The sequence below is a fragment of the Kocuria sp. CPCC 205261 genome (assembly GCF_040981025.1).
In the GTDB taxonomy this organism is placed as follows: Bacteria; Actinomycetota; Actinomycetes; order Actinomycetales; family Micrococcaceae; genus Kocuria; species Kocuria marina.
In genome coordinates this window covers 34,380-60,095 of record NZ_JAVKPU010000006.1, presented here as the reverse complement: position 1 = coordinate 60,095, position 25,716 = coordinate 34,380, and the positions used below count along the sequence as shown (strand labels likewise).

General features: G+C 68.6%; 21 protein-coding genes. 15 read left to right on the top strand and 6 right to left on the bottom strand.

All coding sequences use genetic code 11. From position 1 onward, the window contains the following. Positions 1 to 56: 56 nt before the first annotated feature. Both RF646_RS07570 and RF646_RS07565 read right to left on the bottom strand, forming a co-directional pair. On the bottom strand, positions 57 to 1,019 hold the full coding sequence (locus tag RF646_RS07570) for a hypothetical protein (RefSeq protein WP_368835640.1): 963 nt from the start codon (positions 1,017 to 1,019) through the stop codon (positions 57 to 59). A gap of 121 nt (positions 1,020 to 1,140) precedes the next feature. Continuing rightward, positions 1,141 to 1,608: a MarR family winged helix-turn-helix transcriptional regulator gene (locus RF646_RS07565; RefSeq protein WP_368835639.1), complete on the bottom strand. Its 468-nt coding sequence runs from the start codon at positions 1,606 to 1,608 to the stop codon at positions 1,141 to 1,143. Between the two features lie 178 nt (positions 1,609 to 1,786). Here RF646_RS07565 and RF646_RS07560 point away from each other — a divergent pair, with 178 nt between their 5' ends. The 4 genes from RF646_RS07560 to RF646_RS07545 are packed head-to-tail and all read left to right on the top strand — an operon-like array spanning position 1,787 to position 5,423. Then, entirely contained in the window at positions 1,787 to 2,722 is a 936-nt protein-coding gene (locus tag RF646_RS07560; protein ID WP_368835638.1) for an SDR family NAD(P)-dependent oxidoreductase, read from the top strand. Positions 2,723 to 2,752: 30 nt separating this feature from the next. Further along, positions 2,753 to 3,736: an amidohydrolase family protein gene (locus RF646_RS07555; RefSeq protein ID WP_368835637.1), complete on the top strand. Its 984-nt coding sequence runs from the start codon at positions 2,753 to 2,755 to the stop codon at positions 3,734 to 3,736. Next, positions 3,733 to 4,902, top strand: coding sequence for an acyl-CoA dehydrogenase family protein (locus RF646_RS07550; protein ID WP_368835636.1), 1,170 nt, complete (start codon positions 3,733 to 3,735; stop codon positions 4,900 to 4,902). Before RF646_RS07555 ends, RF646_RS07550 begins: the two co-directional genes overlap by 4 nt. A 59-nt stretch (positions 4,903 to 4,961) precedes the next feature. Further along, entirely contained in the window at positions 4,962 to 5,423 is a 462-nt protein-coding gene (locus tag RF646_RS07545) for a MaoC family dehydratase (RefSeq protein ID WP_368835635.1), read from the top strand. Positions 5,424 to 5,526: 103 nt separating this feature from the next. Here the strand turns inward: RF646_RS07545 and RF646_RS07540 are convergent, their stop codons facing one another. Continuing rightward, on the bottom strand, positions 5,527 to 6,399 hold the full coding sequence (locus tag RF646_RS07540; protein WP_368835634.1) for an NAD(P)-dependent oxidoreductase: 873 nt from the start codon (positions 6,397 to 6,399) through the stop codon (positions 5,527 to 5,529). 849 nt (positions 6,400 to 7,248) lie between these two features. Here RF646_RS07540 and RF646_RS07535 point away from each other — a divergent pair. Both RF646_RS07535 and RF646_RS07530 read left to right on the top strand, forming a co-directional pair. Further along, a complete protein-coding gene (locus RF646_RS07535; RefSeq protein ID WP_368835633.1) occupies positions 7,249 to 8,484 on the top strand; it encodes a hypothetical protein in 1,236 nt (411 codons plus the stop codon). Positions 8,485 to 8,682: 198 nt separating this feature from the next. Next, positions 8,683 to 10,116: a gamma-aminobutyraldehyde dehydrogenase gene (locus tag RF646_RS07530; RefSeq protein WP_367402588.1), complete on the top strand. Its 1,434-nt coding sequence runs from the start codon at positions 8,683 to 8,685 to the stop codon at positions 10,114 to 10,116. Here the strand turns inward: RF646_RS07530 and RF646_RS07525 are convergent. Further along, positions 10,102 to 10,851 (bottom strand): TetR/AcrR family transcriptional regulator, encoded by a 750-nt coding sequence (locus tag RF646_RS07525; RefSeq protein WP_368835632.1) that lies wholly within the window; start codon positions 10,849 to 10,851, stop codon positions 10,102 to 10,104. The genes RF646_RS07530 and RF646_RS07525 overlap by 15 nt on opposite strands. A 137-nt stretch (positions 10,852 to 10,988) precedes the next feature. Here RF646_RS07525 and RF646_RS07520 point away from each other — a divergent pair, with 137 nt between their 5' ends. The 6 genes from RF646_RS07520 to RF646_RS07495 all read left to right on the top strand — a co-directional run bounded on the left by RF646_RS07520 (position 10,989) and on the right by RF646_RS07495 (position 18,324). Further along, the gene (locus RF646_RS07520) at positions 10,989 to 12,449 is read left to right on the top strand and encodes an FAD-dependent oxidoreductase (RefSeq protein WP_312794650.1); all 1,461 of its coding nucleotides are present in this window, start codon (positions 10,989 to 10,991) and stop codon (positions 12,447 to 12,449) included. After that, a complete protein-coding gene (locus RF646_RS07515; RefSeq protein ID WP_368835631.1) occupies positions 12,446 to 13,390 on the top strand; it encodes a universal stress protein in 945 nt (314 codons plus the stop codon). Before RF646_RS07520 ends, RF646_RS07515 begins: the two co-directional genes overlap by 4 nt. Next, positions 13,387 to 14,952, top strand: a complete 1,566-nt coding sequence (locus RF646_RS07510; RefSeq protein WP_144931911.1) for an APC family permease — start codon at positions 13,387 to 13,389, stop codon at positions 14,950 to 14,952. Before RF646_RS07515 ends, RF646_RS07510 begins: the two co-directional genes overlap by 4 nt. Positions 14,953 to 15,056: 104 nt before the next feature. Further along, a complete protein-coding gene (locus RF646_RS07505; RefSeq protein ID WP_368835684.1) occupies positions 15,057 to 16,100 on the top strand; it encodes an agmatine/peptidylarginine deiminase in 1,044 nt (347 codons plus the stop codon). After that, positions 16,097 to 17,836: an amidase gene (locus RF646_RS07500; protein WP_368835630.1), complete on the top strand. Its 1,740-nt coding sequence runs from the start codon at positions 16,097 to 16,099 to the stop codon at positions 17,834 to 17,836. Before RF646_RS07505 ends, RF646_RS07500 begins: the two co-directional genes overlap by 4 nt. Before the next feature lie 104 nt (positions 17,837 to 17,940). After that, positions 17,941 to 18,324, top strand: coding sequence for an RNA-binding S4 domain-containing protein (locus RF646_RS07495; protein WP_368835629.1), 384 nt, complete (start codon positions 17,941 to 17,943; stop codon positions 18,322 to 18,324). Here RF646_RS07495 and mptB read toward each other — a convergent pair. Beyond that, positions 18,321 to 19,883, bottom strand: coding sequence for a polyprenol phosphomannose-dependent alpha 1,6 mannosyltransferase MptB (gene mptB / locus RF646_RS07490; RefSeq protein ID WP_368835628.1), 1,563 nt, complete (start codon positions 19,881 to 19,883; stop codon positions 18,321 to 18,323). The two genes, RF646_RS07495 and mptB, sit on opposite strands and share 4 nt — an antisense overlap. A gap of 294 nt (positions 19,884 to 20,177) precedes the next feature. Between mptB and RF646_RS07485 the strand changes: the two genes are divergently transcribed. Beyond that, positions 20,178 to 21,503, top strand: coding sequence for a glycosyltransferase 87 family protein (locus RF646_RS07485; RefSeq protein ID WP_368835627.1), 1,326 nt, complete (start codon positions 20,178 to 20,180; stop codon positions 21,501 to 21,503). A gap of 130 nt (positions 21,504 to 21,633) precedes the next feature. Next, positions 21,634 to 22,944: a glycosyltransferase 87 family protein gene (locus RF646_RS07480; protein WP_368835683.1), complete on the top strand. Its 1,311-nt coding sequence runs from the start codon at positions 21,634 to 21,636 to the stop codon at positions 22,942 to 22,944. Positions 22,945 to 22,983: 39 nt separating this feature from the next. On the opposite strand, the gene RF646_RS07475 is transcribed toward RF646_RS07480, so the two are convergent. Next, complete coding sequence (locus RF646_RS07475; protein ID WP_368835626.1) at positions 22,984 to 24,222, bottom strand: hypothetical protein; 1,239 nt, start codon at positions 24,220 to 24,222, stop codon at positions 22,984 to 22,986. 147 nt (positions 24,223 to 24,369) lie between these two features. Here RF646_RS07475 and RF646_RS07470 point away from each other — a divergent pair, with 147 nt between their 5' ends. Next, positions 24,370 to 25,653, top strand: coding sequence for an MFS transporter (locus RF646_RS07470; RefSeq protein WP_368835625.1), 1,284 nt, complete (start codon positions 24,370 to 24,372; stop codon positions 25,651 to 25,653). The last annotated feature ends 63 nt before the right edge of the window (positions 25,654 to 25,716 follow it).

Genomic DNA, 25,716 nt, shown 5'->3' with positions numbered 1-25,716 from the left:
GACTCACCGGAACCGCGGTGTCTGCCGAACCAAAAGACTCCGCCAGCCCGAGCGGCTCACTGGTAGGACACGAACCACGGCTTGGGCGTCAGCTCGAAGGTCTGCTTGGGGGTGAACGTGGGGGTGTCCTCGTCGTAGAAGTTCTTCCACGCCATGCGGATCCCCCGGGGCAGCTCGTGCTGCAGAGCGTCCCACGTGGACATCTTCAGATCCGGGGTGCCGTGCCCGTCCGCGTGCAGGAGGAACGCGAGCTCGGGGTGGTCCGTCGTGATGGCCTCACGGTTCTGGATCATGGGCATGGAGAACTGGTGCAGGATCAGGGTCTTCTGGGGCAGGCCGTTCTCGGCCGTGAGCCGGGCGAGCCACTGCGTGGTCTCGTTGATCTCCTGAGCGCTCACGGACCCGATCTGCTGCAGCGGGTACTGCCCTGGCCCCAGCCGCCACTCGGGGTCCAGGGCCAGGCCCACGTTGGACCGCTTGAGCAGTTCCTCGTACCGCTTGGCCTGGGACAGGAAGTCCGAGCGGCCGGGCTGCAGGTCCAGGACCACGTAGATCCCGTGCTTCTGCGCGGCCTCGATGTACGGCATGAGGCGCTCCACGGGAGCCTCGCTGGAGAAGTCGCCGTCCGGTCCCGGGTCGGAGGAGGCGGTGGTCGCGATGATCTCGAACGCCGGGATCACTTTCTCCTGGCTGTAGGGCTCGTACTGCTTGGCCAGCTCGATCGCCCGCTCGGCGGATTCCTCCGGCCCCTGCTCCCCCAGCGCGCCCAGCCCCGGGGTGCCCGGGTGTCCGTAGAGCGCCACGAACCGGCGCTCGGGGAACAGGGTGGTGCCCCCGCCGATCAGCTCTGGCGGCTGGGTGGGCGTGGGTGTCGCGCTGGGCTGTTCGGTCGCGGTGGACGACGTCGTTGCGGTACCGTTCGCGGCGTCGTCGCCCCCCGCGTCGCCGCCGGAACCGCAGCCGGTGAGCAGCAGCATGGCGCAGAGGGCGGAAAGGGCGGCGGGGGCGGCGGAGCGCATGGTGCGTGACCTCGATCGGTAGGGGGAGCGCGGGGGAGTCGAGTGTGCTGGTTCCACGGTACGTGTTCGCGGGCGTGAACACCCGGAATCCCGGGGCGGGCGGGGCCGTATGACGGTGCGCTCAGCCCAGTGCCACGCGCTGCAGCAAGTCCAACAGGGTGGCCCGTTCGTCCTCGCTCAGGGGTGCCATTGTCCCGTCCGTGCAGCGGTCCACCGCGGCGCGCGCACGCCGGTAGAGCTCGCGGCCCTTGTCCGTGGGCTCGATCAACTTGGAGCGGCGATCATTGGGGTCGGTGCGCCGCACTACGGCCCCGCGACGCTCGAGGGAATCCACGATCAGCACGATCTGGCTGGGGTCCAGGACAAGGTACCTGCTCAGATCCCGCTGGGACGGGGGCAGGTCCGAACACACGAGGGACAGGGCCGAGTAATGGCGCACCTTCAGGTCCAGTTCCCCCAGGGCCCGGTTGGCGGACGCGGAAGCCAGGGAACTCGCCCGGGCCATGAGGAACACCGGCTCGCTCGCGAGATCACTCGTCCTCAGGTCCGGCGCTGGGTCAAGGGCGTCCTGCGGAAGGGGGGTGGTCATGTCGCTGCTCCTGGGTGTCGTGACGTGCTCCGTGCGGTGGGCGGGGGGTGGGACCGTCCGCCGAAAGATCGTCGTGGATAATCTTAACCGTTGGCAATCTCAATTAAATACGGTCCTATGAAAGAAACATGCGGTGACGCCCATCACCGTCGGAGCAGAACCCCAGAGGGAGCATGTCATGACCGCCACCCCCCTCGAAGGAAAAGTCGCCATCGTCACGGGCTCCGGTCAGGGGCTCGGGCTGGCCTACGCCCAGACCTTGGCCCGGTACGGTGCCGCCGTGGTGATCAACGACGTCAATCAGGAGACCGCGGACGCCGCCGTGGAGTCCATCACCTCGCAGGGCGGCGAGGCCGTGGCCGTCGTCGCGCCCGTGGGTGACACGGAGGCGGCCACCGCGCTCGTGCAGGGAGCCGTGGAGGCCTTCGGCCACCTGGACATCCTGGTCAACAACGCCGGTGTGCTGCGGGACAAGTCCCTGCTCAAGATGACCGACGAGGACTTCGACGTGGTCATCAAGGTCCACCTGCGCGGCACCTTCACGTGCTCGCGCGAGGCGTACCGCTACTTCAAGGAGAACGGTGTGGCCGGGCGGATCATCGCGATCGGTTCGCCCACCGGCCAGTACGGCAACTTCGGTCAGACCAACTACGCTGCCGCCAAGGCCGGCATCGTGGGCATGATCCGCACGTTCGCGCTCGAGATGAAGAAGGCCGGCGTGACCGCCAACGCGGTGATCCCCGTGGCCGCCACGGCCATGACCAAGACCGTCCCGTTCTTCCAGAAGGCCGTGGAGGCGGACGAGCGCGGCGAGGCCATGCCGGCGTTCTTCCGCCACGAGCTGGGCTTCGGCACTGCGGAGGACGTCGCGGGTCTGATCACGTGGCTCGCGTCCGACGACGCCGCGGACGTCTCCGGCCAGGCGATCGGCGCGGGCGGGGACCGGTTGCAGCTGTTCAGCCACCCCACCCCGCTCGTGACCGAGTACCGCGAGGGCGGGTGGACGTACGAGGCGCTCGCGGAGCAGGCCAAGGGCCTGTTCGAGGGCAACTGGCAGACGGTCGGGGAAATGATCCCCGAGCTCCCGGCGGACATGCGCCCCGAGCAGCGCTGATCCCCGTACCCACCAGGCAGGAGGACCGGAATGCGGTATGAATTCGGGGCCGAGCTGGCCCAGCGGGACGGCATCGACGTGCACGTCCACATCGAGTGCTCGGACCACGGGCACGCATCCCTGCCCGCGGCGCTCACGGAGGCCTCGGCCAAGTACTTCAAGTCCGAGGACCGTTCGCCCACGCTGGACACGATCGCCGAACGGTACCGGGAGTGGAACCTCGCGGCCGTGGTCTTCACCGTGGACGCGACCACCGCGCTGGGCCATGAGCCCAACTCGATCGAGGAGATCGCGGAAGGGGCGGCCCGCAACAACGACGTGCTGATCCCGTTCGGTTCCGTGGATCCGCTCCAGGCCCCCCGGGCCGTGGAACGGGCCAAGCAACTGGTCGAGGAGTACGGGGTCAAGGGCTTCAAGTTCCACCCGTCCCTGCAGGGCTTCGACCCCTCGGACCAGGCGTACTACCCGATCTACGAAGCCATCCAGGAACTCGGTGTCCCCGCCCTGTTCCACACGGGTCAGAACGGGATGGGCGCGGGGCTGCCCGGTGGCTACGGCATCAAACTGGCGTACTCCAATCCGCTGTTGCTGGACGCGGTGGCCGCGGACTTCCCGCAGCTGCAGGTCATCATGGCCCACCCGTCGGTGCCGTGGCAGGACGAGGCCAACTCGATCGCCACCCACAAGGCGAACGTGTGGATCGACCTGTCCGGATGGTCGCCCAAGTACTTCCCGGAGTCCCTGGTGCACGCGTCCAACGCGATGCTCCAGGACAAGGTGCTGTTCGGCACCGACTACCCGCTGATCACCCCGCAGAAGTGGCTCGGTGCCTTCGAGCAGCAGCGCTTCAAGGACGAGGTCAAGCCCAAGATCCTCAAGGGCAACGCCCTGCGGCTCTTCGGCCTGGGGGAACTCGAGGGGGCGTACGAGCCGAGCGAGGGCGGCGTCGTCGCCGCGGCAAAGAACTACGCGGCGGAGAAGGCCGCGCAGATGCAGAAGGTGGAGCGGGCATGAGCGAGCTGTACCCGGACTGCGATCCGTACGGCATCGCCGACCGGCTGAGCGAGGCCGAGCGCGCGCCCATCCTGCGGTTGCGCACGGTGCTCGAGGATGAGATCTCGCCACTGCTGGCCGAGTACTGGGAGAGGGGCGAGTTCCCCTATCAGATCGCGCCGTCCCTGCACGGGCTCAACCTGATGACCCCGGACGAGATCGAGGGGGAGCCGCGTTCGCTGTACCACGGGTTCCGGATCTTCGAACTGGCCCGCACGGACGCCTCGATGGCCACGTTCTACAAGGCGCAGGCGGGGTTGTTCCGCACGTCCTGCCGCGTGGGGGCGTCGCCGGAACAGTTCGCCGAGCTCGACCCCAAGATCACCACGTTCGAGACCACGGGCGTGTTCTGCCTGACCGAACCGGACCACGGTTCGGACATCGCCGGCGGCCTGGCCACGTCCGCTGCGCGTGACGGTGACGAGTGGATCATCAACGGTTCCAAGCGCTGGATCGGCGGCGCGTTCACCGCCGACTACCTGGCCGTGTTCGCCCGTGACACGGCGGACGGACAGGTCAAGGCGTTCCTCGTGGACCGCGAGGCGCCCGGCGTGACGCTCGAGAAGATCCACGGCAAGACCTCGCTGCGCATGATGCAGAACGCGGACATCCACCTCGCGGACGTGCGCGTGCCCGAGTCCCAGCGGCTGCAGAACTGCAACTCGTTCAAAGACGTGGCGGCCATGCTGCGGGTCATGCGCTCGGACGTCGCGTGGATCGCCACGGGCATCCAGGCGGGCGCGTACGAGGCCGCGCTGCGCTATGTGCGCTCGCGCGAGCAGTTCGGCAGGTCGCTCGGCAGCTTCCAGCTCGTGCAGGAGAAGCTCGCGCGCATGCTGGGCAACGCCACGGCGTCGCTGTCCATGGTGTCGGACCTCGCCGAGAAGCAGGACCGCGGCGAGTACCGGGACGAGGATTCCGCGCTCGCCAAGATGTGGATCGCACTGCGTATGCGCGAGACCGTGGCCCTGGCCCGCGAGGTCGTGGGGGGCAACGGGATCACGCTCGCGACCGACGTCGCCCGCTTCCATGCGGACGCCGAGGCCGTCTATTCCTACGAGGGCACCCACGAGATCAACGCGCTCGTGGTGGGCCGCTCCATCACGGGCACGTCCGCCTTCGTCTGATCCGTCCGTTCGATTCTTCCGACGGCGCTGCCGTCCCGCACTATTCCAAGGAGACTTTCATGACCGCCAAGACCGTTGTGTCGTTCGACGACGTGGCCGCGCTCGCCGGGAAGGATCTGGGCTACTCCGAGTGGCGCGAGATCACCCAGGACCAGGTGAACCTGTTCGCGGATGCCACCGACGACCACCAGTGGATCCACACCGACCCGGAGAAGGCCGCGGACGGGCCGTTCGGCGGGCCCATCGCGCACGGGTTCCTGACCCTGTCGCTGCTGATACCCATGTGGGGTGAGCTCTTCGACGTGTCCGACGTGAAGACCAAGATCAACTACGGCCTGGACAAGGTCCGTTTCACCTCACCGGTGAAGGTGGGCGCACGCATCCGGATGACCGTGACCATCGCGGAGGTCACGGAGGTCAAGGGCAACGGCCTGCACCAGGTGGCGGATGCGACGATCGAGATCGAGGGGGAGGAGCGCCCCGCGGTGGTGGCGCGCTTCCTGAACCGGTTCTACAAGTAGGGTTCAGGGCCCTCACTACATTCCTGCCCCGATAATGCACACTACGACGCTGTGGCGTGCATTATCGGGGCACAGGTGTTCTCAGGGGTGGGTCCCAGGCCGTTCACTTCTCGGTTCTGTCCGCGATCCACTTCTGGAACACCGCGGAGTCCTGCTCGCCCAGTCCCGAGTCGATGAGCTGTTGCGCCGCGGCCGCGATGGGCCCGCCCAGCACCGACGTGGTTCCGGTGGCGCGGGCGGCATCCAGGTACGCGGAGACGTCCTTGTGCACGAAGGCCGCCTGCGCGGACACCGAGTAGTCGTGGCCCACGAGCTTAGGGGTCTTGTCCGCCAGGATGGTGGATCCCGCGTAGCCGCCCTGGAGCAGGTCCAGCAGTGTGGCCAGGTCCAGTCCGGCCCGTTCGGCCACGACGCTGGCCTCGGAGATCGCCACGATCTCCGCCGCGCAGATCAGCTGGTTGCACGCCTTCGCTACCTGCCCGGCCCCCAGCGGCCCCAGGTGGACGGGACGACCGCACGAGGACAGGACGTCCGAGACCAGGCCGGCGCCGGCGTCGTCGCCACCCACCATGACGGACAGGTCCCCGCGGATCGCCCCGGCCTCCCCGCCGCTGATGGGCGCGTCCACGAACTCGACACCCGAGGTGTCCCGGTGCCAGCGGGTGATGTCCACGGGGGAGACGGTGGAGCTGATCGCCAGGACCAGGCGGTCGTGGTCGGCGTCGCGCTCGCGGGCGCCCTCAGCGAGTTCTTCCAGCACGCCGTCGATTTCCGGGGCGCCGGGCACCAACAGGATCACGACGTCGCACTGGCGCGCCATGTGCCGCGGCGTGTCCACCGCGCGGGCCCCCGGGGCCTTGTGGAGGCTGCGATGCAGAACCACCACGTCGTGCCCGGCGCTGATGATGTGCCCGGCCATGGGCTTGCCCATGGATCCGAGACCGATGATTCCCACGGTGTGCGGTGACGGGCTCATGCTGCGGCTCCTCGCGACGGTGACGGGTGGTCCCATCATGCCCCGAATGCTGGCGCCGGCGTCCAGGGGTGGGGGCGAATTACCTCGAACAGAAATACCGAAATAAGGATGGGCGTCGTACTGCCGGGAAAATTCTATGAAATCTTTGATTTGGTGGCAGTGGGTTATCGCCATGGGAGGTGCCGAGGGTGCATCCAGTTCTTATGGGCGGGGTATTCGTGACTGGATTGATGACTGCATTACGTGCATTGCGGGGCCGCGCCCCAATATCCGGCGTCTCGAGCGTTTGGTCATCGGCGCCGGCGTGGATCATCCGGGCCGGATGGCCGGTTGGAGCCGCCGAACAGTGCGGATTTAAAGACACTTCCGAAAAATTAAATGAGGCCAGCAATCAGAGGGATAAGCAGTATCGAACGGATAAGAATGGCCAGATGATCCATTATTCACTTCTCGCGCCTCGTGAAGTCCATTGTCCTACGTAGTTATAAGGATTCAGTCTATCAGGATCACCCTCATGAAAATAGTGTGGTACTTCATTCGTATTTCTTCTTCGAAGCGGACAGGGAATGCCGGCCATTGATTGGGCGATGCACGGGGGTAGGTCATGGAGCCTCCCGCAGTCATGCTCACCACCCGCACCCGGGGGCGTAATGACATCTCACGGAGGGGCGGCCTGGGGCTGGAACCGCCGGGCCCGTCCCCCTGGCCGCGCTGGCCGTCGGCGTCCTGGCCCTCACCGCGTGCGGGGCGGGTGGCGCGGGGCAGGCGGGAGCAGCGTCGTCGTCCCCGCGCGCCGAGGAGACCACGAAGGCCGCGGCCAAGGAGGTCTCGCGACTCACCCCGCGCGCGGTGGTGGCGTACGAGGGCGGTCTGCTCACCGTGGACACCGCGTCCGGCGAGGTCCTGGACACGACTGAGAAGGACGGGTTCCTGCGCCTCAACAACGCCGGGGACGGCAGGCACGTGATGGTCAGCGACGGCGACGTGTTCCGCGTGCACGACACCGGCTTGGACGCGCATAAGCACGGCGACCACTACCACTACCGCGAATCCGCACCCGAGCTGACCGACGTGACCTTCGACGCCCCGCATGCCGGGCACGTGGTGGTCCACCACGGCAAGACCACGTTGTTCGGCGACGGGGACGGTTCCATCACGACCTTCGAGTCCGAGACGCTGAAGGACGGCGCGCCGGACACGACCGAACGGAAGACCGAGCACCCGCACCACGGTGTGGCGCTCGAGCTGACCGACGGCACACTGTTCACGACCCAGGGCACGGAGGATGAACGGCACACCGCGCGCGTGCTTGGCAAGGACGGCGCCGTCAAGGCCGAGACGACGGACTGCCCGGGCGTGCACGGTGAGGCGGCGGCCGCGCCGGGAGCGAGCACCGACACCGTGATGGCGGGTTGCGAGAACGGGCCCGTGATCTATCGGGACGGGACGTTCCACAAGGTGGCCGTGGCGGACGCCTACGCGCGCTCGGGCAACCTCGCAGGTTCGGAGAGGTCGCCGATCGTGCTCGGCGACTACAAGGTGGACGAGGATGCCGAGCAGGAGCGCCCCACGCGTGTGGCCCTCTTCGACACCCGGGACGGGTCGCACCGGCTGGTGGACCTGAGCTCGTCCTACTGGTTCCGTTCGCTGGCCCGCGGGCCGGAGGGTGAGGCTTTGGTGCTCACGTACGACGGCAAGCTCAACGTGATCGACGTGGAGTCCGGAAAGGTGGTCCGGAAGATCGACGTGATCCAGCGGTGGGAGGAGAAGGCGGACTGGCAGGAGGCGGGTCCCGCGATCAAGGTGGCCGGCTCGAGCGCCTACGTGACCGACGCGCAGAACAAGAAACTGCACGTGGTGGATCTGACCAAGGGTGAAGTGGCCAAGACCATCGACCTGCCGCAGACGCCGGTGGAACTCGCGGTGGTGACGGGCAAACCGGAGGCTCCGGCGCGGGAGGAGAAGGCGCACGGACACGTTTCCCACGGGCACGGTTCCCACGAGGGTCACGACCATGTCCACGACGACGCCGCTCCCTCAGCGGGTGCCGAGGGGCACGGTGGGCACGGGGGTCACGGCCACTGAGCATCGAGGTGGTCCCCCGCCACGAGCGCGCGGTCGGCACACATGTGTGCCGACCGCGCACTTTCCTTCGTCAGGGGGTTCAAAAATGAATGACGATCATTTAAAGTGATCCATGCAACCATCATCGGGGCGCCATGACCGAGCGATCACCGCCGGCGGAGCCGCCACCCGAGAAGCACTCACACCAGGGAGGTCTCCATGAGCGAAGTGCTGCAGAACTTCATCAACGGCCGGTTCGTGCCGGCCCAGGGCCGGGACACCGTCGATATCGTCAACCCCGGCACCGGGGAGACGGTGGCGGTCTCACCCGTCAGTGGCCAGGAGGACGTGGAGGCGGCTTTCCGCGCCGCCACGGATGCGGCCCGGACCTGGAAGCGCACCACCCCCGCAGAACGCCAAGAAGCCCTGCTGCGTATTGCGGATGGACTCGTGGAGCACCGGGACGAGCTGATCGAGGCCCAGCACCGCAACACCGGTCAGCCCAGGGCGCTGATCGGTGAGGAGGAGGTCGACGCCGGAGCGGACAACCTGCGCTTCTTCGCCGGGGCCGCTCGCACGCTTGAGGGCAGGGCCGCCACCGAGTACATGTCGGAACACACGTCCTACGTGCGCCGCGAGCCCTTGGGCGTGGTGGCTCAGGTGACGCCGTGGAACTACCCGCTCATGATGGCCCTGTGGAAAATCGGCCCGGCGCTCGCGGCGGGCAACACGATCGTGCTCAAGCCCAGCGACACCACCCCGGAGTCCACCCTGGTCCTGGCCCGGATCGCGGGTGAGGTGCTTCCCCCGGGCGTGCTCAACGTGGTCCTGGGTGACGGTGGCACGGGTGCCCTGCTCACCGAGCACCCCGCTCCCGCCATGGTCTCCATCACCGGTTCGGTGCGTGCCGGTCGGGCGGTCGCGCGCAGTGCGGCGGACGGGCTCAAGCGATCCCACCTGGAACTCGGCGGCAAGGCGCCGGCCGTGGTCTTCGCGGACGCGGACCTGCCGCGCACGGCACAGCAGCTCGTCCAGTACGGCACGTTCAACGCCGGCCAGGACTGCACTGCGGTCACCCGCATCCTCGTGGCGGACGGCGTCCACGACGAGCTCGTGCGTCTGCTGGTTGCGGAGGCCGAGAAGCTCACGACCGGTGACGCGGACGAATCGCGCAACGACTACGGGCCGCTGAACAACGAGCGCCACTTCGCGGATGTGCGCGCCAAGCTGGAGAGCGTCCCGGAACACGCCACGGTGGTCACGGGCGGCAAACCCGTGGCGGGCACGGACGGTTTCTTCATCGAACCGACCATCATCACGGGTGTGCGTCAGGACGACACCCTGGTGCAGGAGGAGACGTTCGGCCCCGTGCTCACGGTCCAGCGGTTCTCCTCGGAGGAGGAGGCTGTGGAGCTCGCCAACGACGTCCCCTACGCTCTGGCCTCCAGCCTGTGGACCTCCGACCACGGCACTGCGATGCGCGTGAGCCGGGACCTGGACTTCGGATGCGTGTGGGTCAACACCCACATGCTGCTGATCTCCGAAATGCCCCACGGCGGGTTCAAAAATTCCGGCTACGGCAAGGACCTATCCCTGTACTCGGTCGAGGAATACACGCGCGTCAAGCACGTGATGCACTCACTTGAGGTCTGATCCGCCACTCGTGATTCCGGGCTCCTGGGCCCGCAAGGCGTCCAGGTGCACCCGGAACCCGGACAGCAGACTACGCAGCCCCACGTCGAACGCCACATCGGCGGGCGACGCCGCTGTCTCGGCCCCCGCACCATGGGGCCCGGGCGAGCGGCGTCGTGAATCCAGGGAGAGGTCACGATGCGCAACGGCCGCGGAGAACATGGGGGCTACCTCGCTGAGTTCGCCGGGATCGAAGATGTTATCCGGTGCCACGGCGTCGTAGGCGGAGCCGAAGACCAGGGATTCCACCGCCACGATCGTGTTGACCACCCAGGACCGCGGCCAACCGGCGCGCGTGAGTCCCGCGGCCACCTTCTCGTACATGGCCAGGGTGTGCGGGGAATTGGCGACCGGCAGGACGGCCATGACGGGGATCAGGGGGATGTTGCGGGCGTAGACCTCACGGTAGGAACGCGCCCACCGCTCCAGGGCCACATCCCAGTCCTGCGCGTCGAAGGCCGAGCAGTCGATCTCCTGGTTGACTCGGTCCTGGACCAGGATCATGATGTCCCGCTTGGACCCCACGTGGTTGTACAGGGCGGAGGCGGAGACGCCGAGCTGGCGGGCGAGCGCGGCCATGGTCAGGGCGCGGTAGCCACCGGACTGGATGAGGGACACCGCGGCGCTGGCGATCTTGCGTTGCGTGAGCACCGGATTCAGTGGGCGGCCCCGGCCGCGCGTGGAACTGTCCTTCACCACTGATCCTCCCGGAGGCGTCGCTCGCGCAACCACTGCACGGCGTCCCACCCCACCCTCACGATCCCATGCGGAGCGTGCATCCGCACATCACCCATAAATGAATGTTCTTCATTATATCTGGAGAGGAAAACACCATGTCAGAGCAACGAATCATCGGATCCCGAGAGGCCATCGAGCGGGACGTCGTGATCGTGGGCGCCGGCCCGGCCGGGCTCATGGCGGCGCGCCGGTTGTCGCAGGCCGGTAAGTCCGTGGCTGTCCTGGAAGCCCGTGACCGCGTGGGTGGACGGACCTGGTCCAGGACCATCGATGACGCGTTCCTGGAGATCGGCGGCCAGTGGATCTCCCCGGACCAGACCGAGTTGCTGTCCCTCGTGGATGAGCTGGGACTCGAGACCTTCGAGCGCTACCGCGAGGGCGATTCGGTCTACATCGCCCCGGACGGCACCCGGCACGCCTACACCGGTCACATGTTCCCGGCCTCCCCGGAGACGGAGGCGGAGATGGAGAAGTTGATCGGGAAGCTGGACGAGCTGGCCTCGGAGATCGGCGCCACGGAACCCTGGGCCCATCCCAAGGCCCGGGAACTGGACACCGTGTCCTTCCACGACTGGCTGCGTCGCAACAGCTCGGACGAGGAAGCCTGCAACAACATCGGTATCTTCATCGCAGGGGGCATGCTGACCAAGCCGTCCCACGCGTTCTCCGCGCTGCAGGCCGTGCTCATGGCGGCCTCCGCCGGTTCCTTCTCCAACCTCGTGGACGAGGACTTCATCCTGGACCGCCGCGTGGTGGGCGGGATGCAGTCGGTGTCCGTCACGATGGCCGGTGAGCTGGGCGTGGACGAGGGCGCCGAGGAGGTCGCCAGTGATCCCGGAACGGTGGTGTTCCTGAACTCCCCCGTGCGCACGATCACCTGGGCCGGGGAGGGCCAGACCTACGAGGAGCACGACCCCAACGCCACGGTCACGGTCTATTCGGACCGGGTGACCGTCCACGCCAAGGACGTGGTGGTCGCGGTCCCCCCGAACCTCTACTCCCGGATCTCGTTCGAACCCCCGCTGCCCCGGATGCAGCACCAGATGCACCAGCACCAGTCCCTGGGGATCGTCATCAAGGTCCACGCGGTGTACGAGACCCCGTTCTGGCGGGAGAAGGGCCTGTCCGGCACGGGCTTCGGGGCGTACGAGCTCTCGCAGGAGGTCTACGACAACACCAACCACGAGGACACCCGGGGCACCCTGGTGGGCTTCGTCTCGGACGAGAAGGCGGACGAGGTCTTCCGGCTGCCCGCCGAGGAGCGCAAGCGCCGGATCCTCGAGTCCTTGTCCCACTACCTGGGCGAGGAAGCGCTGACCCCGGTGGTCTACTACGAGTCCGACTTCGGCTCCGAGGAGTGGACGCGCGGTGCCTACGCCGCGTCCTTCGACCTAGGCGGGCTGTCCCGCTACGGGGCCATCCAGTCGGAGCCCGTGGGCCCCATCCGCTGGGCGTGTTCCGATCTCGCGGCGGAGGGTTATCAGCACGTCGACGGCGCTCTGCGCCAGGGCGCGCTGGCCGCCTCCCGGATCCTCGAGGCGAGGGGACAGCGGTGAGTGCCTCCGTCACCCACGCTCCGGGTGCGCAGGGCGACGGCGCGGGACGGTCCGCCTTCCGCTACGTCGTGGCGTACGGCGGGGACAAGCGCAGCAAGGAGGCGCTGCGCCTGGCCGTGGTGATGGCCCGGGCCTTCCACGCCGAGCTGGAGCTGGTGTGCGTGGTGCGCACCGACGACCCGTACAGCCACGTGTACCCGCCCGTGGGCAACGTCGTCCCGATGATCACCCGCCAGGCCGCCGAGTGGCTGGACGAGGGGCTCGCACTGGTTCCCGAGGACGTCGTCGCGCGCGCTCACGTGCGCAGCTCACCGTCCGTGGCGGACGGTCTGATCCGGGCCGTGGAGGAGTTCGGCGCCGGGCTCATGGTGGTCGGCGCGGCGAGCGGGAAGTACACCGCCAAGTTCTCGGTGGGTCCGGTCGCGGACGCCCTGCTGCACCGGGCGACCGTGCCCGTGGCACTGGCCCCGCGGCGCTACAAGGGCGAGGAAGCGATCACGCGCTTGTACGCCGGGGTGGGGACCCGCCCCGGTGCGCAGCGGATCATCTCCGAGACGCGCCGCGCCGTGAGTCGGACCGGTCTGGAGCTCGTGCTCGTGAACTTCCTGCCGTTGGACCAGGTCCACGGCGCACCCGAGGCCGCCGTGGACCTCGCGCAGCGAACCCTCGAGGACGCGGCCGCCGAGATCGGCGCGCAAAACCCCGTGAGCGTGCGCGTGGCCCAGGGCAAGAACCTCAAGCAGACGGTGGACGACATCTCCTGGGAGCCCGGTTCCGTGCTCTTCGTGGGGTCCTCGCGCCTCGCCGGGAACCGCCAGATCTTCCTGGGGACCACCACCGCCCGCATCCTGCGTCACCTTCCCATCCCCATGATCGTGCTGCCCCGTGCAGCCGACGACGACGCCGCGCGCAAGGGCGCGACCGAGGAGACACTGACATGAGTCACGACGCTCCCGGGAAACTACCCGGAACCACGCCCTCCGCTACATCCGGCACCGCGTCCCCCGGGGCGGAGGAGACCCAGGGCAAGGGCCTCAACGCCGGATCGGTGGGATTGCTCGGATCACTCGTCATCGGCGTGTCCACGATCGCCCCGGCCTACACCCTCTCCGGGGCCCTGGGTCCCACGGCCGCGGCGGTCGGCACCCACTTACCGGCCATCCTCCTGGTGGGATTCCTTCCCATGCTGCTCGTGGCCCTGGGCTACCGGCAGTTGAACCGGGCCATGCCGGACTCCGGCACCACGTTCACGTGGGTCTCCAAGGCCTTTGGGCCGTGGGTCGGATGGATGGGTAGCTGGGGCCTGCTGGCCGCGACCATCCTGGTGCTGTCCAACCTGGCCGGGATCGCCGTGGACTTCCTGTACCTGGCCATAGCGCAGGTCACCGGCCGGGAGGAAATCGCCGAGCTGACCCGCAATGTGCCGCTCAACGTGGCCACGTGTCTCGTGTTCGTGGCATTGGCGTCCTGGATCTCCTACCGGGGCATGGAGGCCACCAAGGTGGTCCAGTACCTGCTCGTGGGGTTCCAGGTGATCGTGCTGGTGTGGTTCTCGGTCGCCGCGTATCTGCACGTGGCGGATGGCACGGCCTTCGAGGGGCTGCACATGGACCCCGACTGGTTCAACCCGCTCAGTGTCGACTCGTTCTCGACCTTCGCGGCGGGCGTGTCCCTGTCCGTGTTCATCTATTGGGGCTGGGACGTGGTGCTCACCCTCAACGAGGAGAGCACCGACGGGGCCAACACCCCCGGGAGATCCGCCCTGGCCACCATCCTGGTGATCGTCGCCCTGTACCTCATGGTCGCCCTGGCCGTGCTCATGTACTCCGGGGTGTCCTCGGAGGGAGTGGGCCTGGGTAACCCGGAGATCCAGGAGAACGTGTTCGCCGCGCTCGCCGGACCGATCATGGGCCCCACCGCGGTCCTGATGTCCATCGCCGTCCTCTCGTCCTCCGCCGCGTCCCTGCAGTCCACCATGATCTCGCCGGCGCGCACGATGCTGGCCATGGGCTACTACGGGGCCCTGCCGCGCAAGTACGCCCGGGTCAACGCACGGTTCCAGACCCCGGGATACGCGACCATGGCCGCGGCCGTCATCGCGTCCGTGTTCTACGCCGTGATGCGCGTGATCTCCGAGAACGTGCTGTGGGACACCATCACCACCCTGGGCATGATGGTGTGCTTCTACTACGGCGTCACCGCCCTCGCGTGCGTGTGGTACTTCCGCCGGGACGCGTTCAAGAGCGTGCGCGGTTTCCTGGGGAAGTTCGCGGCTCCCCTGGTGGGCGGGATCCTGCTGCTGGTGTTCTTCGTCCAGACCTCCTACGACTCCATGGACCCGGACTACGGGTCCGGTTCGGAGATCGGGGGTGTGGGTCTCGTGTTCATCCTGGGGGTGGGGATCCTGCTGCTCGGACTGCTCATGATGTTCGTGCAGTACCGCCGCAACCCCGCGTTCTTCAGGCAGCGCTTCGAGACCACGGAACTGCCCGTCATCGACTAGGGCGTGCGCTGATCCAGACCGCCCCGAACCCGTCCGAGAGACCGAAAAGGAACACCGTGCCTTCTTCGCACACGATCACCGACACGACCGCCAGGGACACCGTGATGCCCGCCGAGTGGGAGCCGCACGAACGCACGTGGCTCGCGTTCCCCCCGCCCAACGCCACGTTCGGGCAGCGGGGGGACGAAACCCTTAACCGGGCCCGTCGCGCGTGGTCCCGGGTAGCACGCACCATCGCACGCTACGAGAAGGTCACCGTGGTGGCGCACCCGGGCGACGTCGACGCCGCCCGGGACGCGCTGGGCGACGTCGCGGACCTCGCCGTGGCCCCGCTCGACGATGCCTGGATCCGGGACTCCGGCCCCACGTTCGTGCACGACCCCGAGGGCCGGGTGGCGGCCGTGGATTGGGTGTTCAACGGCTGGGGCGCGCAGGAGTGGGCCTCGTGGGAGAACGACCGGAAGGTGGGGGCGTTCGTCGCGGACACGGCGGGTGTCCCGGTGGCCACGAGCGAGCTGGTCAACGAGGGTGGTGGGTTCCACGTGGATGGGCGGGGGACCGTATTGCTCACCGAGACCGTGCAACTGGATCCGGGCCGTAATCCGGGGGCTACCAGGGAACGGGTGGAGGCCTTGATCCACGAGCAGCTGGGCACCACCAAGGCGATCTGGCTGCCCCGGGGACTGAGCCGGGACTACGACCAGTTCGGTACGCGCGGCCACGTGGACATCGTCGCGGCGTTCGCGGGGCCCGGTACGGTCCTGATGCACGAGCAGACCGATCCGCGCCACCCCGATCACGCGGTGTCGCAAGAGATCCGGCGGTGCCTGGAGGCTGCCGTGGATGCCACGGGACAGCCGCTGCGCGTGGTGGGTGTGCCCGCGCCGACTGTGCTCACCGACGAGGAGGGGTACGTGGACTGGTCCTACATCAACCACTACGTGGGCAATAGCGTGGTGGTGCTGTGCGCCTTCGACGAGCCTCGTGATGCGGAGGCAGCGCGAATCCTGCAGGAGGTCTACCCGGACCGGACCATCGAGCTGGTGGACGCCCGGGACATCTTCGCTTTCGGCGGCGGGATCCATTGCATCACCCAGCAGCAACCGGCGCCGCGGGCGGCGTCGCCGTCGGGGGAGGAGCGGGCATGAGCGACGTCGACGTCGTGGAGGCCTCGATCGCACAGCTACGCGCTGCGCTCGAGGCGGGGGAGGTGACCAGCGAGGAACTGGTCCTGGCGTACCAGCGGCGCATCGCGACATACGACCGTGACGGCATCCGCTTGAAAGCCGTGGTCGTGGACGCTCCCGACGCCCTCGAGCAGGCGCGGGCGTCGGACCGACGCCGCGAGCGCGGCGAGACCCTGGGCCCGCTGGACGGTATCCCGTACACCGCGAAGGACAGCTACTGCGCGCAGGGGCTCACGGTCGCCGCGGGATCTCCGGCGTTCCGGGACCTCGTGGCGCAGCGGGACGCCTTCACGATCGAGCGGTTGCGCGCGGCCGGGGCCGTCCTGCTGGGTCTGACCAACATGCCGCCCATGGCCAACGGCGGTATGCAGCGCGGGGTGTACGGGCGCGCCGAGAGCCCGTACAACGAGCACTACCTCACGGCGGCCTTCGGATCGGGGTCCTCCAACGGCTCCGGGACGGCCACGGCGGCGTCGTTCGCGAGCTTCGGGCTCGGAGAGGAGACGTGGTCCTCCGGGCGCGCGCCCGCGTCGAACAACGGGCTGTGCGCCTACACGCCGTCGCGCGGGGTCATCTCCGTGCGGGGCAACTGGCCGCTGGTGCCCACCATGGACGTGGTGGTGCCCCACACCCGCTCGATGGCGGACATGCTCGAGGTCCTGGACGTCATCGTCGCCGACGACGCCCACGTCCGCGGTGACTTCTGGCGCGTCCAACCCTGGGTGGCGATCCCCAAGGCCTCGGCGGTGCGTCCGGAGTCCTACCGCTCCCTGGCGGCGGGCGACGTCACCGCCGACGTCACCGCCGGGGCGCAGCCGCTGCGCGGTACACGGCTGGGGGTGCCGCGCATGTACGTCAATGCCGACCCTCTGGCCGGTACCACGGCGGACCCCGGGATCGGCGGGCCCACCGGGCAGCGAATCGTCACGCGGGACTCGGTCATGGCCGTGTGGCAGCATACCCATGCCGCTCTGGAGGCCGCGGGCGCGGAGGTCGTGGAGGTGGACTTCCCGGTCGTGAGCAACTACGAGGGGGACCGCCCCGGCGCCCCCACCATCGCGACCCGCGGATTTGTGAGCCCCGAGTACCTGAAGCGGGAGACCGTGGATCTCTCCGCGTGGGCGTGGGACGACTTCCTGGACGCGAACGGGGACCCTGCGCTGCACCGGTTAGCGGACGTGGCCGGGGAGGAGATCTTCCCGCACCCGCCCGGCGCACTGCCGGACCGCTACGACGGGTTCGAGGACGACATCGCCGACTACCCCCAGTTCATGCGCGACCACGGCCGCGTGGAGCTGACCCGGATCCCCGAGTTGGCCGAGGGCGTGCGCGGACTCGAGCGCACCCGGCAGGTGGATCTCGAAGCGTGGCTGGACGAGCTCGGTCTGGACGGGGTGGTCTTCCCCGCGGTCGCGGACGTGGGCCCGGCGGACGCGGACGTGAATCCGGATTCTGCGGACCTGGCCTGGCGCAATGGGACGTGGGTGGCCAACGGGAACCTGGTGCCACGGCATCTGGGGATCCCCACGGTCACGGTGCCCATGGGTGTCATGGCGGACATCGGGATGCCCGTGGGCCTCACGCTCGCGGGCCGGGCATATGACGATACCGAGCTGTTGCGCCTGGCCACGATTTTCGAGGCGCTGCTTCCCGCTCGCACCGCGCCGCCGAGGACGCCGCCGCTGCACAGGGGGTGAGACGGCGCTCGGGCGCGTCGTCACGCTGGTTCCCTATCGCGCGCGGGGCCGGCGGCGAGGGGTGGGCGGGAGCCGCGTCGTCACCCCCGAGTACCGTGGACCCCATGAACGCCCCAGCCAACGAACCCAGTAGCGCCCGTCTGGATGTGTGGTTGTGGTCGGTCCGGTTGTTCAAGACCCGCTCGGCCGCCACGACCGCGTGCCGCGCGGGACACGTGCGGCTCAACGGCGCCCCCGTGAAGGCCGCCCAGCCGGTGCGGGTGGGGGATCGGGTGAGTGTGCGCCGCCCGGGGTGGCAGCAGGAGTTCCAGGTCACCAAGCTCATCGTCAAGCGTGTAGGCGCCCCCGCGGCGGCCCAGTGCTACATCGACCACTCCCCGCCGCGGCCCGCGGAACTCAGCGTGCCGGTGGCCCGCAGGGACCGTGGGGCGGGGCGGCCCACCAAGAAGGACCGCCGCGAGCTCGAAAGGCTCAGGGGCCTGCGTTAGTCCTTGTGCGCCGTCGTACCCGCGGCCACCTGAGGGGGGCCGGGATCCACCCAGCCCCGGAACCCACCGTGGGTCAGCAGGGTGCGGGTGCGGGGATCGATCAGCGCCAGGTAGAGCGTGAAGGCCACCGTGATCACGAACGCCACCTGGGACACGCTCACGCTGAGGTCGATGAACGGCCACACGGACAGCTGGTCCTGGGCACCGAAGACCACGAAGAACGTGATCACGATGTACAGGATGCGGATCTGCCAGTTGTCCTTGATGCCGGTCGCGGCCAGCAGGGGGATGAGCCACAGGATGTACCAGGGCTGGATGATGGGGGACAGCAGCACCACGGCGGAGAACGCGAGGGCCATCCGCCGCACGATCCTGCGGTCCCCGCCCACGAACATCAGCACGAGGACCAGGGCGATGGCCGCGTACTGCAGCACCTGACGGAACACCGATGCGAGGGCGTCCCCCGGTTGGCCGAAGAAGTTTCCCACGCGCTCCACCTGTTGTCCCAGGAACCCGGACGGCGAGTACCCCGTGTACCCCGGGGTGGGGTCCAACAGGGCCCAGGCCCAGCCCAGACCGAGGTTATCCGCGTAACCGCTCACCGCGAGGATCCCGAAACTGAGCAGCGCGGTAGCCGCCCAGATGACGAACCGCCGCGGCCACGAGGCACCCTTGCCCGCCCAGAGCAGACCGATGAACGGCAGCAGCAGGATGGTGATGGGTTTGATCCCGATGGACCCCGTGACCAGAAGTATGCCCAGCAGGGGATATTTCGTGGCCGCGGCGTATACGCCGGCCACGGCGAGGCCCACCATGAGTGCGTCGTTGTGGGCGCTGGCCACGAAGCTGATGAGGAACAGCGGGTTGGCCACGGCGATCCAGAGAGCCCGGGCACCGTTGATCCCGTGCAGGCGCGCGAGCTTGGGCACGTAGATCATGCACAGCACCACTCCCACATACGCCACCGCCCGGAACAGCATCACGGAGGCGTCCGGCTGGGCGTTGGTCAACCGGACGACCCCGGCGGCGATCCACAGGAAGTAGGGGCCGTACGGGGTGCGGGCCTCCGCCCATTCCGGATCCGCGCCCAGCATGAACCAGTTGTCGAGCGAGGAGATCCCCTCCACGTACGGGTCCTTGCCGGCCAGCATCAACCGGCCCTGACCGATGTACGCGTACACGTCCCGCGAGTAGATGGGAACGGCGAAGAACAGGGGCAGGGACCACGTGATCACGGCGATCATCACGGTGCGCAACGACCCGTGCGGCCACCCCCGCAGGCGTTGACCGAGGCGCAACCACGACCGGATGAGCAGCATGGCGCCCACGGTGAGCAGCACGGTGCACCCGTACACGCCCCACACGTTCACGCGCAGTTCGATGACCAAGGGGTGCCGGACCATGGGGGAGCCGTTGGCGATCCACCCGGTCCCCACGGACCCCACGAGCATCATGAGCGAACCAATGACACCCTGGATGATCGCCATGTGGGCGCGCGAATCACTCTTGGCGGTGGAACCGGTGTGCGCGGGAGAGGGGCGAGAACCGGTCGCGGTCATGGATTCCAGCCCCCTCAGCCAACCAGTGGTGGGCGAGCCGAGGTGTCCAGCGGCTCCGACCCCTGACTTTACAGGACGGTTTGCACTCGAACAGTGCGCGTTCTGGGGGTTCCCTGGGGGCGGGGTGAGCGCATCATGGCGCCGTATGCGGTCCCCGGAGTGGTTCCCCATAGAATCGGAACCGGTATGTCCGAGGCGCCGGGACCCTCGGGCACCGCACGCCCCCGAACAGGACCAGTGCACACCCCCGGACCAGAACAGAATCCCGCGCGCATTCGGACAAGGACCTCATCCGTGCCCACAGAGAGATATTTCACGGCCGCCACCCGGGCACGGGACGCCGTGCTCCCCCGCCCCGCGCAGGATCGTCTGATGACACCGGGCGCGCTGCTCGTGGGGTTCCTGCTGGTGCACGTGGGCTTCCTGATTTTTGCCCTGATCGTCTCGCTGCAGGGCAATGCCTTCAGCGACACCAACATCTACCGCGCGTGGGCGGAAGCGGGTTTCGACGACCGCAACATCGCGTACGGTCCCAGCCCCTGGGTGTACCCCGTGCTCGCGCAGATCCCCATGGGACTCGCGGGCATCGCGGGACCGGGCCCGTACTTCTTCCTGTGGGTGCTCATCATCGCGGTGCTCAACGCCGTGGCCATGGGCAAGCTGACCGAATGGGGTCGTAACCGTGCCGCACTGCCCGCTGGCTGGTGGTGGCTCGTGTTCATCCTGCTCATGGGCTGGCTGGGCTTTGCGCGCGTGGACGGTCTCACGGCCCCGCTCGTGCTGCTGGGCCTGGTCTACGGGGTGTCCCGCCCGTTCGTGGCCTCCGCGATCCTCAGCCTGGCCACATGGATCAAGGTCTGGCCGGCGGCCGTCGTGATCGCCCTGTTGACCGCCGCACGACGCCGCGGCGCCGTGTTGCTCGCCGGGATCCTGGTCACGCTGTTCGCCGTGGCAGCCGCGTTCGTGTCCGGATCACCGCGCCAGATCGCGGACTTCATGACCCAGCAGGGCGACCGCGGCATGCAGCTCGAGGCCACGTTCAGCACCCCGTGGCTGTGGCTCTCGGTGCTGGGTGTGGGTGATTCCCGCATGTACATGAACACGGACATCAACTCGATGCAGGTCAGCGGCCCCGGCTCGGACGTGATGTCCCGGCTCATGCAGCCGCTGTTCGTGGTGGCCGCCGTGGTGGTCGTGGTGCTGATCGCCCGCGGGCTGCGTCGCGGCGTGCACGCCGGTGCCCTGGACCGCACGGCCCTGTTCCTCGCGGGTTCGCTGACCATGGTCACGGCCTTCATCGTGTTCAACAAGGTGGGCTCGCCCCAGTTCATGGTGTGGCTGGGCCCCGTGATCGCGGTGGGCCTGGTGCACAACTGGAAGGTGTGGCGCACCCCGGCGTTCCTCGCGGTGCTGATCGCGATCGCCACGTTCTTCATCTACCCGCTCTTCTACACCGCGCTGAGCCACAACAACCCCGTCATGGCCGGCGTGCTGACCCTGCGCAACCTGCTGCTCGTGGTCCTGCTGTGGTGGTCCGCGCGCGGGCTGTACCGGCTGGGGTCCGCCGGGCCCGCCGGTTCCGCCGCGAAGGGAGCCCCGGTTGCCGGCCCGCACGCCTGACGACGACGCCGCTCCCGCCCCCGGGGACGCCCACCGCACCTCGGTGCCGCGCACGGGTGCCCCCGCGGCACCCACTGGCGGAGCCACGGCGCACCCCGAGGCTGCCTCTGCCGACGACGCCGCTCACTCGGTGACGGGCGCGCGGCCCGGGCCGCAGCGCCGTCGTCCGCCGGAGTGGCTGAACCGCCCCGCCGCCGTGTGGGTGGGCTTCGCGGTGGTGCACGTGTACTTCCTGTGCTGGATGGCCACGTTCTTCCTGCACGGGTGGGCGTTCAGCGACACCGAGCAGTACCGCGAATGGGCGATGGCCGGGTACAACGCGCCCGACCAGGGTTCCGTCAGCCCGTGGGTCTACCCCGTGCTCGCGCAGGTGCCCATCATGTTCCCGAGGATCGCGGGCTACGACCTCTACCTTCTGGCGTGGACGCTCATGATCACCGCGTTGAACGCCGTGGCCATGTGGTTCCTCCTCCACCGCGCCCCGCGCAGCGGTGTGCTGGCCGGGTGGTGGTGGGTCGTCTTCACCGTGTTCCTGGGGTACCTCAGCTTCGCGCGTGTGGAGGGTGTGGCGGCGCCGATCATGTTCATCGGCCTGCTCTACGCCGTGCGCCATCCGGTGGTGGGATCGGCGCTGCTGAGCATCGCCACGTGGATCAAGGTGTGGCCGGCCGCGGTGCTGCTGGCCATGGTCATCGCGCTCAAGCAGCGCGTGCGCATCATCACGGCGGGCGTGGTGGTCACGCTGTTCGTGGTGCTGGGCGTGCTGGTGCTCGGCGGGATCGAGCGGATCGCGGACTTCCTGCTCAACCAAGGCTCCCGCGGGATGCAGCTCGAGGCCACGTTCTCCACGCCGTGGGTGTGGGCCGCTGTCCTGGGGCTCGCCGACTCCCGGATCGCGGACAACACCGCGATCAACTCCACCGAGGTCTACGGTCCCGGTGTGGAGGTCATGGCCTCCCTCATGCAGCCGCTGCTGCTCATGGCCGTTCTCGTTGCCGCGGTGCTGCTCATCCGGGCACTGCGGCGCGGTGCGGACAGGGCGCGCCTGGTCCACGCCGGATCCTTGCTGCTGACCATCGTGCTGATCGTGTTCAACAAGGTGGGCTCCCCGCAGTTCATGATCTGGCTGGCCCCGGTGATCATGGTGGGTCTGCTGCACGACCGCGTCCGGTGGCGCATCCCGGCCTTACTGGCCCTGGGCATCGCGGCGACCACGTTCGTGATCTACCCGCTGTTCTACACGCCGCTGATCCACGCGAACCCGGTCATGGCCGGGGTGCTGACCCTGCGTAACGTGCTGCTCGTGATCCTCCTGGGTTGGACCGTGCGGCGGATCTGGCAGCTGGGTGCGCCCGCGGCGGCCGGGGCCCGGCCCGGTGCCACTGTGTTGAATGCGGAGGAGCCAAGCGCCGAAGATAAGAAGTCATCCCCGCGACGATAGCCAAACGCCGGAGAAGCTCCCCGTGGCGGTCGTTGAGCGTTAGGAGCCGTCCCCGCGCCTCGTGAGCCGGTTCTTGGCATACCCCCACAGCGAGGGCGCCTCCTCGGGCTGCCGGGCCTCCGCATTGCGCAACCGGTCCTCCCGCTTGTCGCGGTGGCGTTGCATGTGGTCCTCGTAGCGCTTCTGGTTGAGCCGCTGCTGTTCCTGCTCCGCGGCCTCCCCCTGCGGATCCGTCTCATAGCCGTCCCGCGGGTCGGTGCGCTGCGAATCACGTACCACCCGGGGGGCGGTGGCGTGCGTGTCTGCCCGTTCGGCCTCGACCACGCGCGGGAGCCTCCGCCGGATCGCCTCGCGCTCCGCCCGCTCCGCCAACCGTCGCTGCGACGCACTCATCCGGCGGGGCTCGGTGTACCGGTCGCGGATCTTCTCGATTACGGGCAGCTCGTCGGTGGTCTCGTACGGCTCCTCCGGGTCGTCGACCTCATACGACGACGGCGCCGCTTGCTCCCGTACGTGCGGCGCCGCGGCGTCGTCGTCCGTGACGTAGGAGACCCGGGTGACGGGGTGGTGTGCGGTGTCCTGGTCCCGCAGCGGGGTGACACGCGGGACGGAACCGGTGTCGACTTCCCGCGGCGCCTGCCACGGCGTGTCCGCGAAGACGCGGTGGCTGCGCCAACCCCGGAAGAGTTTCCAGCCGAGGTAGAGCACGCCCAGCAGCAGGACGGCGGCGGGTTCGGCGTAGCCCGTGGAGTAATAGATCGAGGCCGCGATGAGCGCCACCATTCCCGCCCCCAGGGGCACGAGGGCCACGGGCGACTGAACGGGCAGCAAACCCAGGAGATCACGGGTGTAGCGGCTGTCGTGACGACGACCGTGCACCGTGTGGGCCCGGATCTTCACGCCCGGGGGAGTGTGCTCTGAGAGTCGGTGCGTGGTGACCGGGGGATCCTCCGGGTCCTCGGGATCGAGCACCACGGTGCGGGCGCGCCCGGCGGCCAACGCCGCCCTATTGGTCGCCAGAAAGCCGGCGAGCAGTAGATACACGCCCATGGTCAGAAGCACGTAGGGCAGCATTACCGCCACGACCAGGGCGATCGCACGCCAGACCCAGGCCACGTCCCCGGCCGGGAAGTTCTCGAAACGGAAGGGTCCGTGGGTTACCCACAGGAGAAGCGCCCCGAGGATCACGGCTCCCACCCCGTTGCGCACGGCGTGCACGCGCAACCGCGGCCAACCGCGGGCCGACCGCGCGGCCCGGCGCTGTTCGCGTGTGCGCATGAGGACTCCTGTAATCCTGGGGAAAAGGGTGCTCCCAGGGTATGTGGTGCGGGGGACACGCACGAGGACTCAGGGGTGGGGCGCACGGGCCGTACTTGCATCGTGACGGGTGAGGTGCGCACCCCCACCTGCCCCTAGGATCGACCCGTGGCCCGTTTCCTGCTCGACATCGCCCCCGTGCGGGACATCCCCGCCTTCCGGCGACTGTGGATCGGGTCCACGCTGTCGATGCTCGGAAGCCAGTTCACCGTGATCGCGATCAGCCTGGAAGTGTTCGAGCTGACCGGATCCACGTTCGCCGTGGGGATGGTGGGCTTCTTCGCGCTCGTGCCCCTGATCATCGCAGGTCTCTACGGGGGCAGCATCGGGGACGCCACCGACCGGCGTTCGGCGGGCCTGTGGACCACGTTCGGCCTGTTCATCATGACCGTGGCGTTGGCCGCGCACGCGTGGCTGGACATTGCGAGCGTCGCGGTGCTCTACGGCATCGTGGCCCTGCACTCCTTCGCGCAGGGACTGAACCAGCCCGTGCGCGGTGCGATCGTCCCGCGCCTGGTCCCCATGCGACAACTGCCCGCCGCCAACGCCCTGTTCCAACTGACCATGGGCTCGTGCCTCATGGTGGGCCCGCTGCTGGGCGCGCTCACGGTGGCCGGACTGGGTTTCCGGTGGGCCTACACGGTGGACGCCCTGAGCTTCGCCATGAGCCTGTGGGCCATGTACAAACTGCCATCCCTGCCGCCCATCCCCGGGGAGGACGGCGCCACGAGCAAGGCCGGTTTCCGTTCCGTCGTGGAGGGGTTCCGGTTCCTGGCCACCCGCCCCAACCTGCGCATGACATTCCTGCTGGACCTGGCCGCCATGATCTTCGCGATGCCCCGCGCGCTGTTCCCCGTGCTCGGGGCGTCCGTGCTGGGCGGGGACCAGTTCACGGTGGGGCTGCTCACCGCGGCGCTCGCGTCGGGATCCGTCCTCGCGGGAGTCTTCTCGGGAACATTCATTCGCATCAATCACCACGGTCGCGGGTGTGCCGCCGCCGTGGCCGCGTGGGCCGTGTGCATCATGGCGTTCGGTGCGGTGATCCTGGTGGCCTCCGGCGGCTGGGGCCGGGACACCGCGTGGCCCCTCGTCATGTCCTGCCTGGTGCTCGTGGCCGCGGGGGTCATGGACTCGGTGTCCATGCTGTTCCGCACCACCATCCTGCAGGCGGCCACCCCCGACTCGCTGCGCGGCAGGCTCCAGGGCATCTTCATCGTGGTGGTTGCGGGCGGCCCTCGCCTGGGCGACGCCGTGATGGGCACCGGCGGCCAGTGGCTCGGACCCGGGTTCGCCGCCCTGGTGGGTGCCGTGATCTGCTTCCTGCTCGTGCTGCTGCTCGTGCGGATGTTCCCCGGGTTCATGCGCTACGACGCCCGCGACCCGCAACCCTGACCGCCTGCGCCTTCCTCGACGGGGCTCGTCTTCGGGGACGACGACGCCGCTCGCGCACCCTCG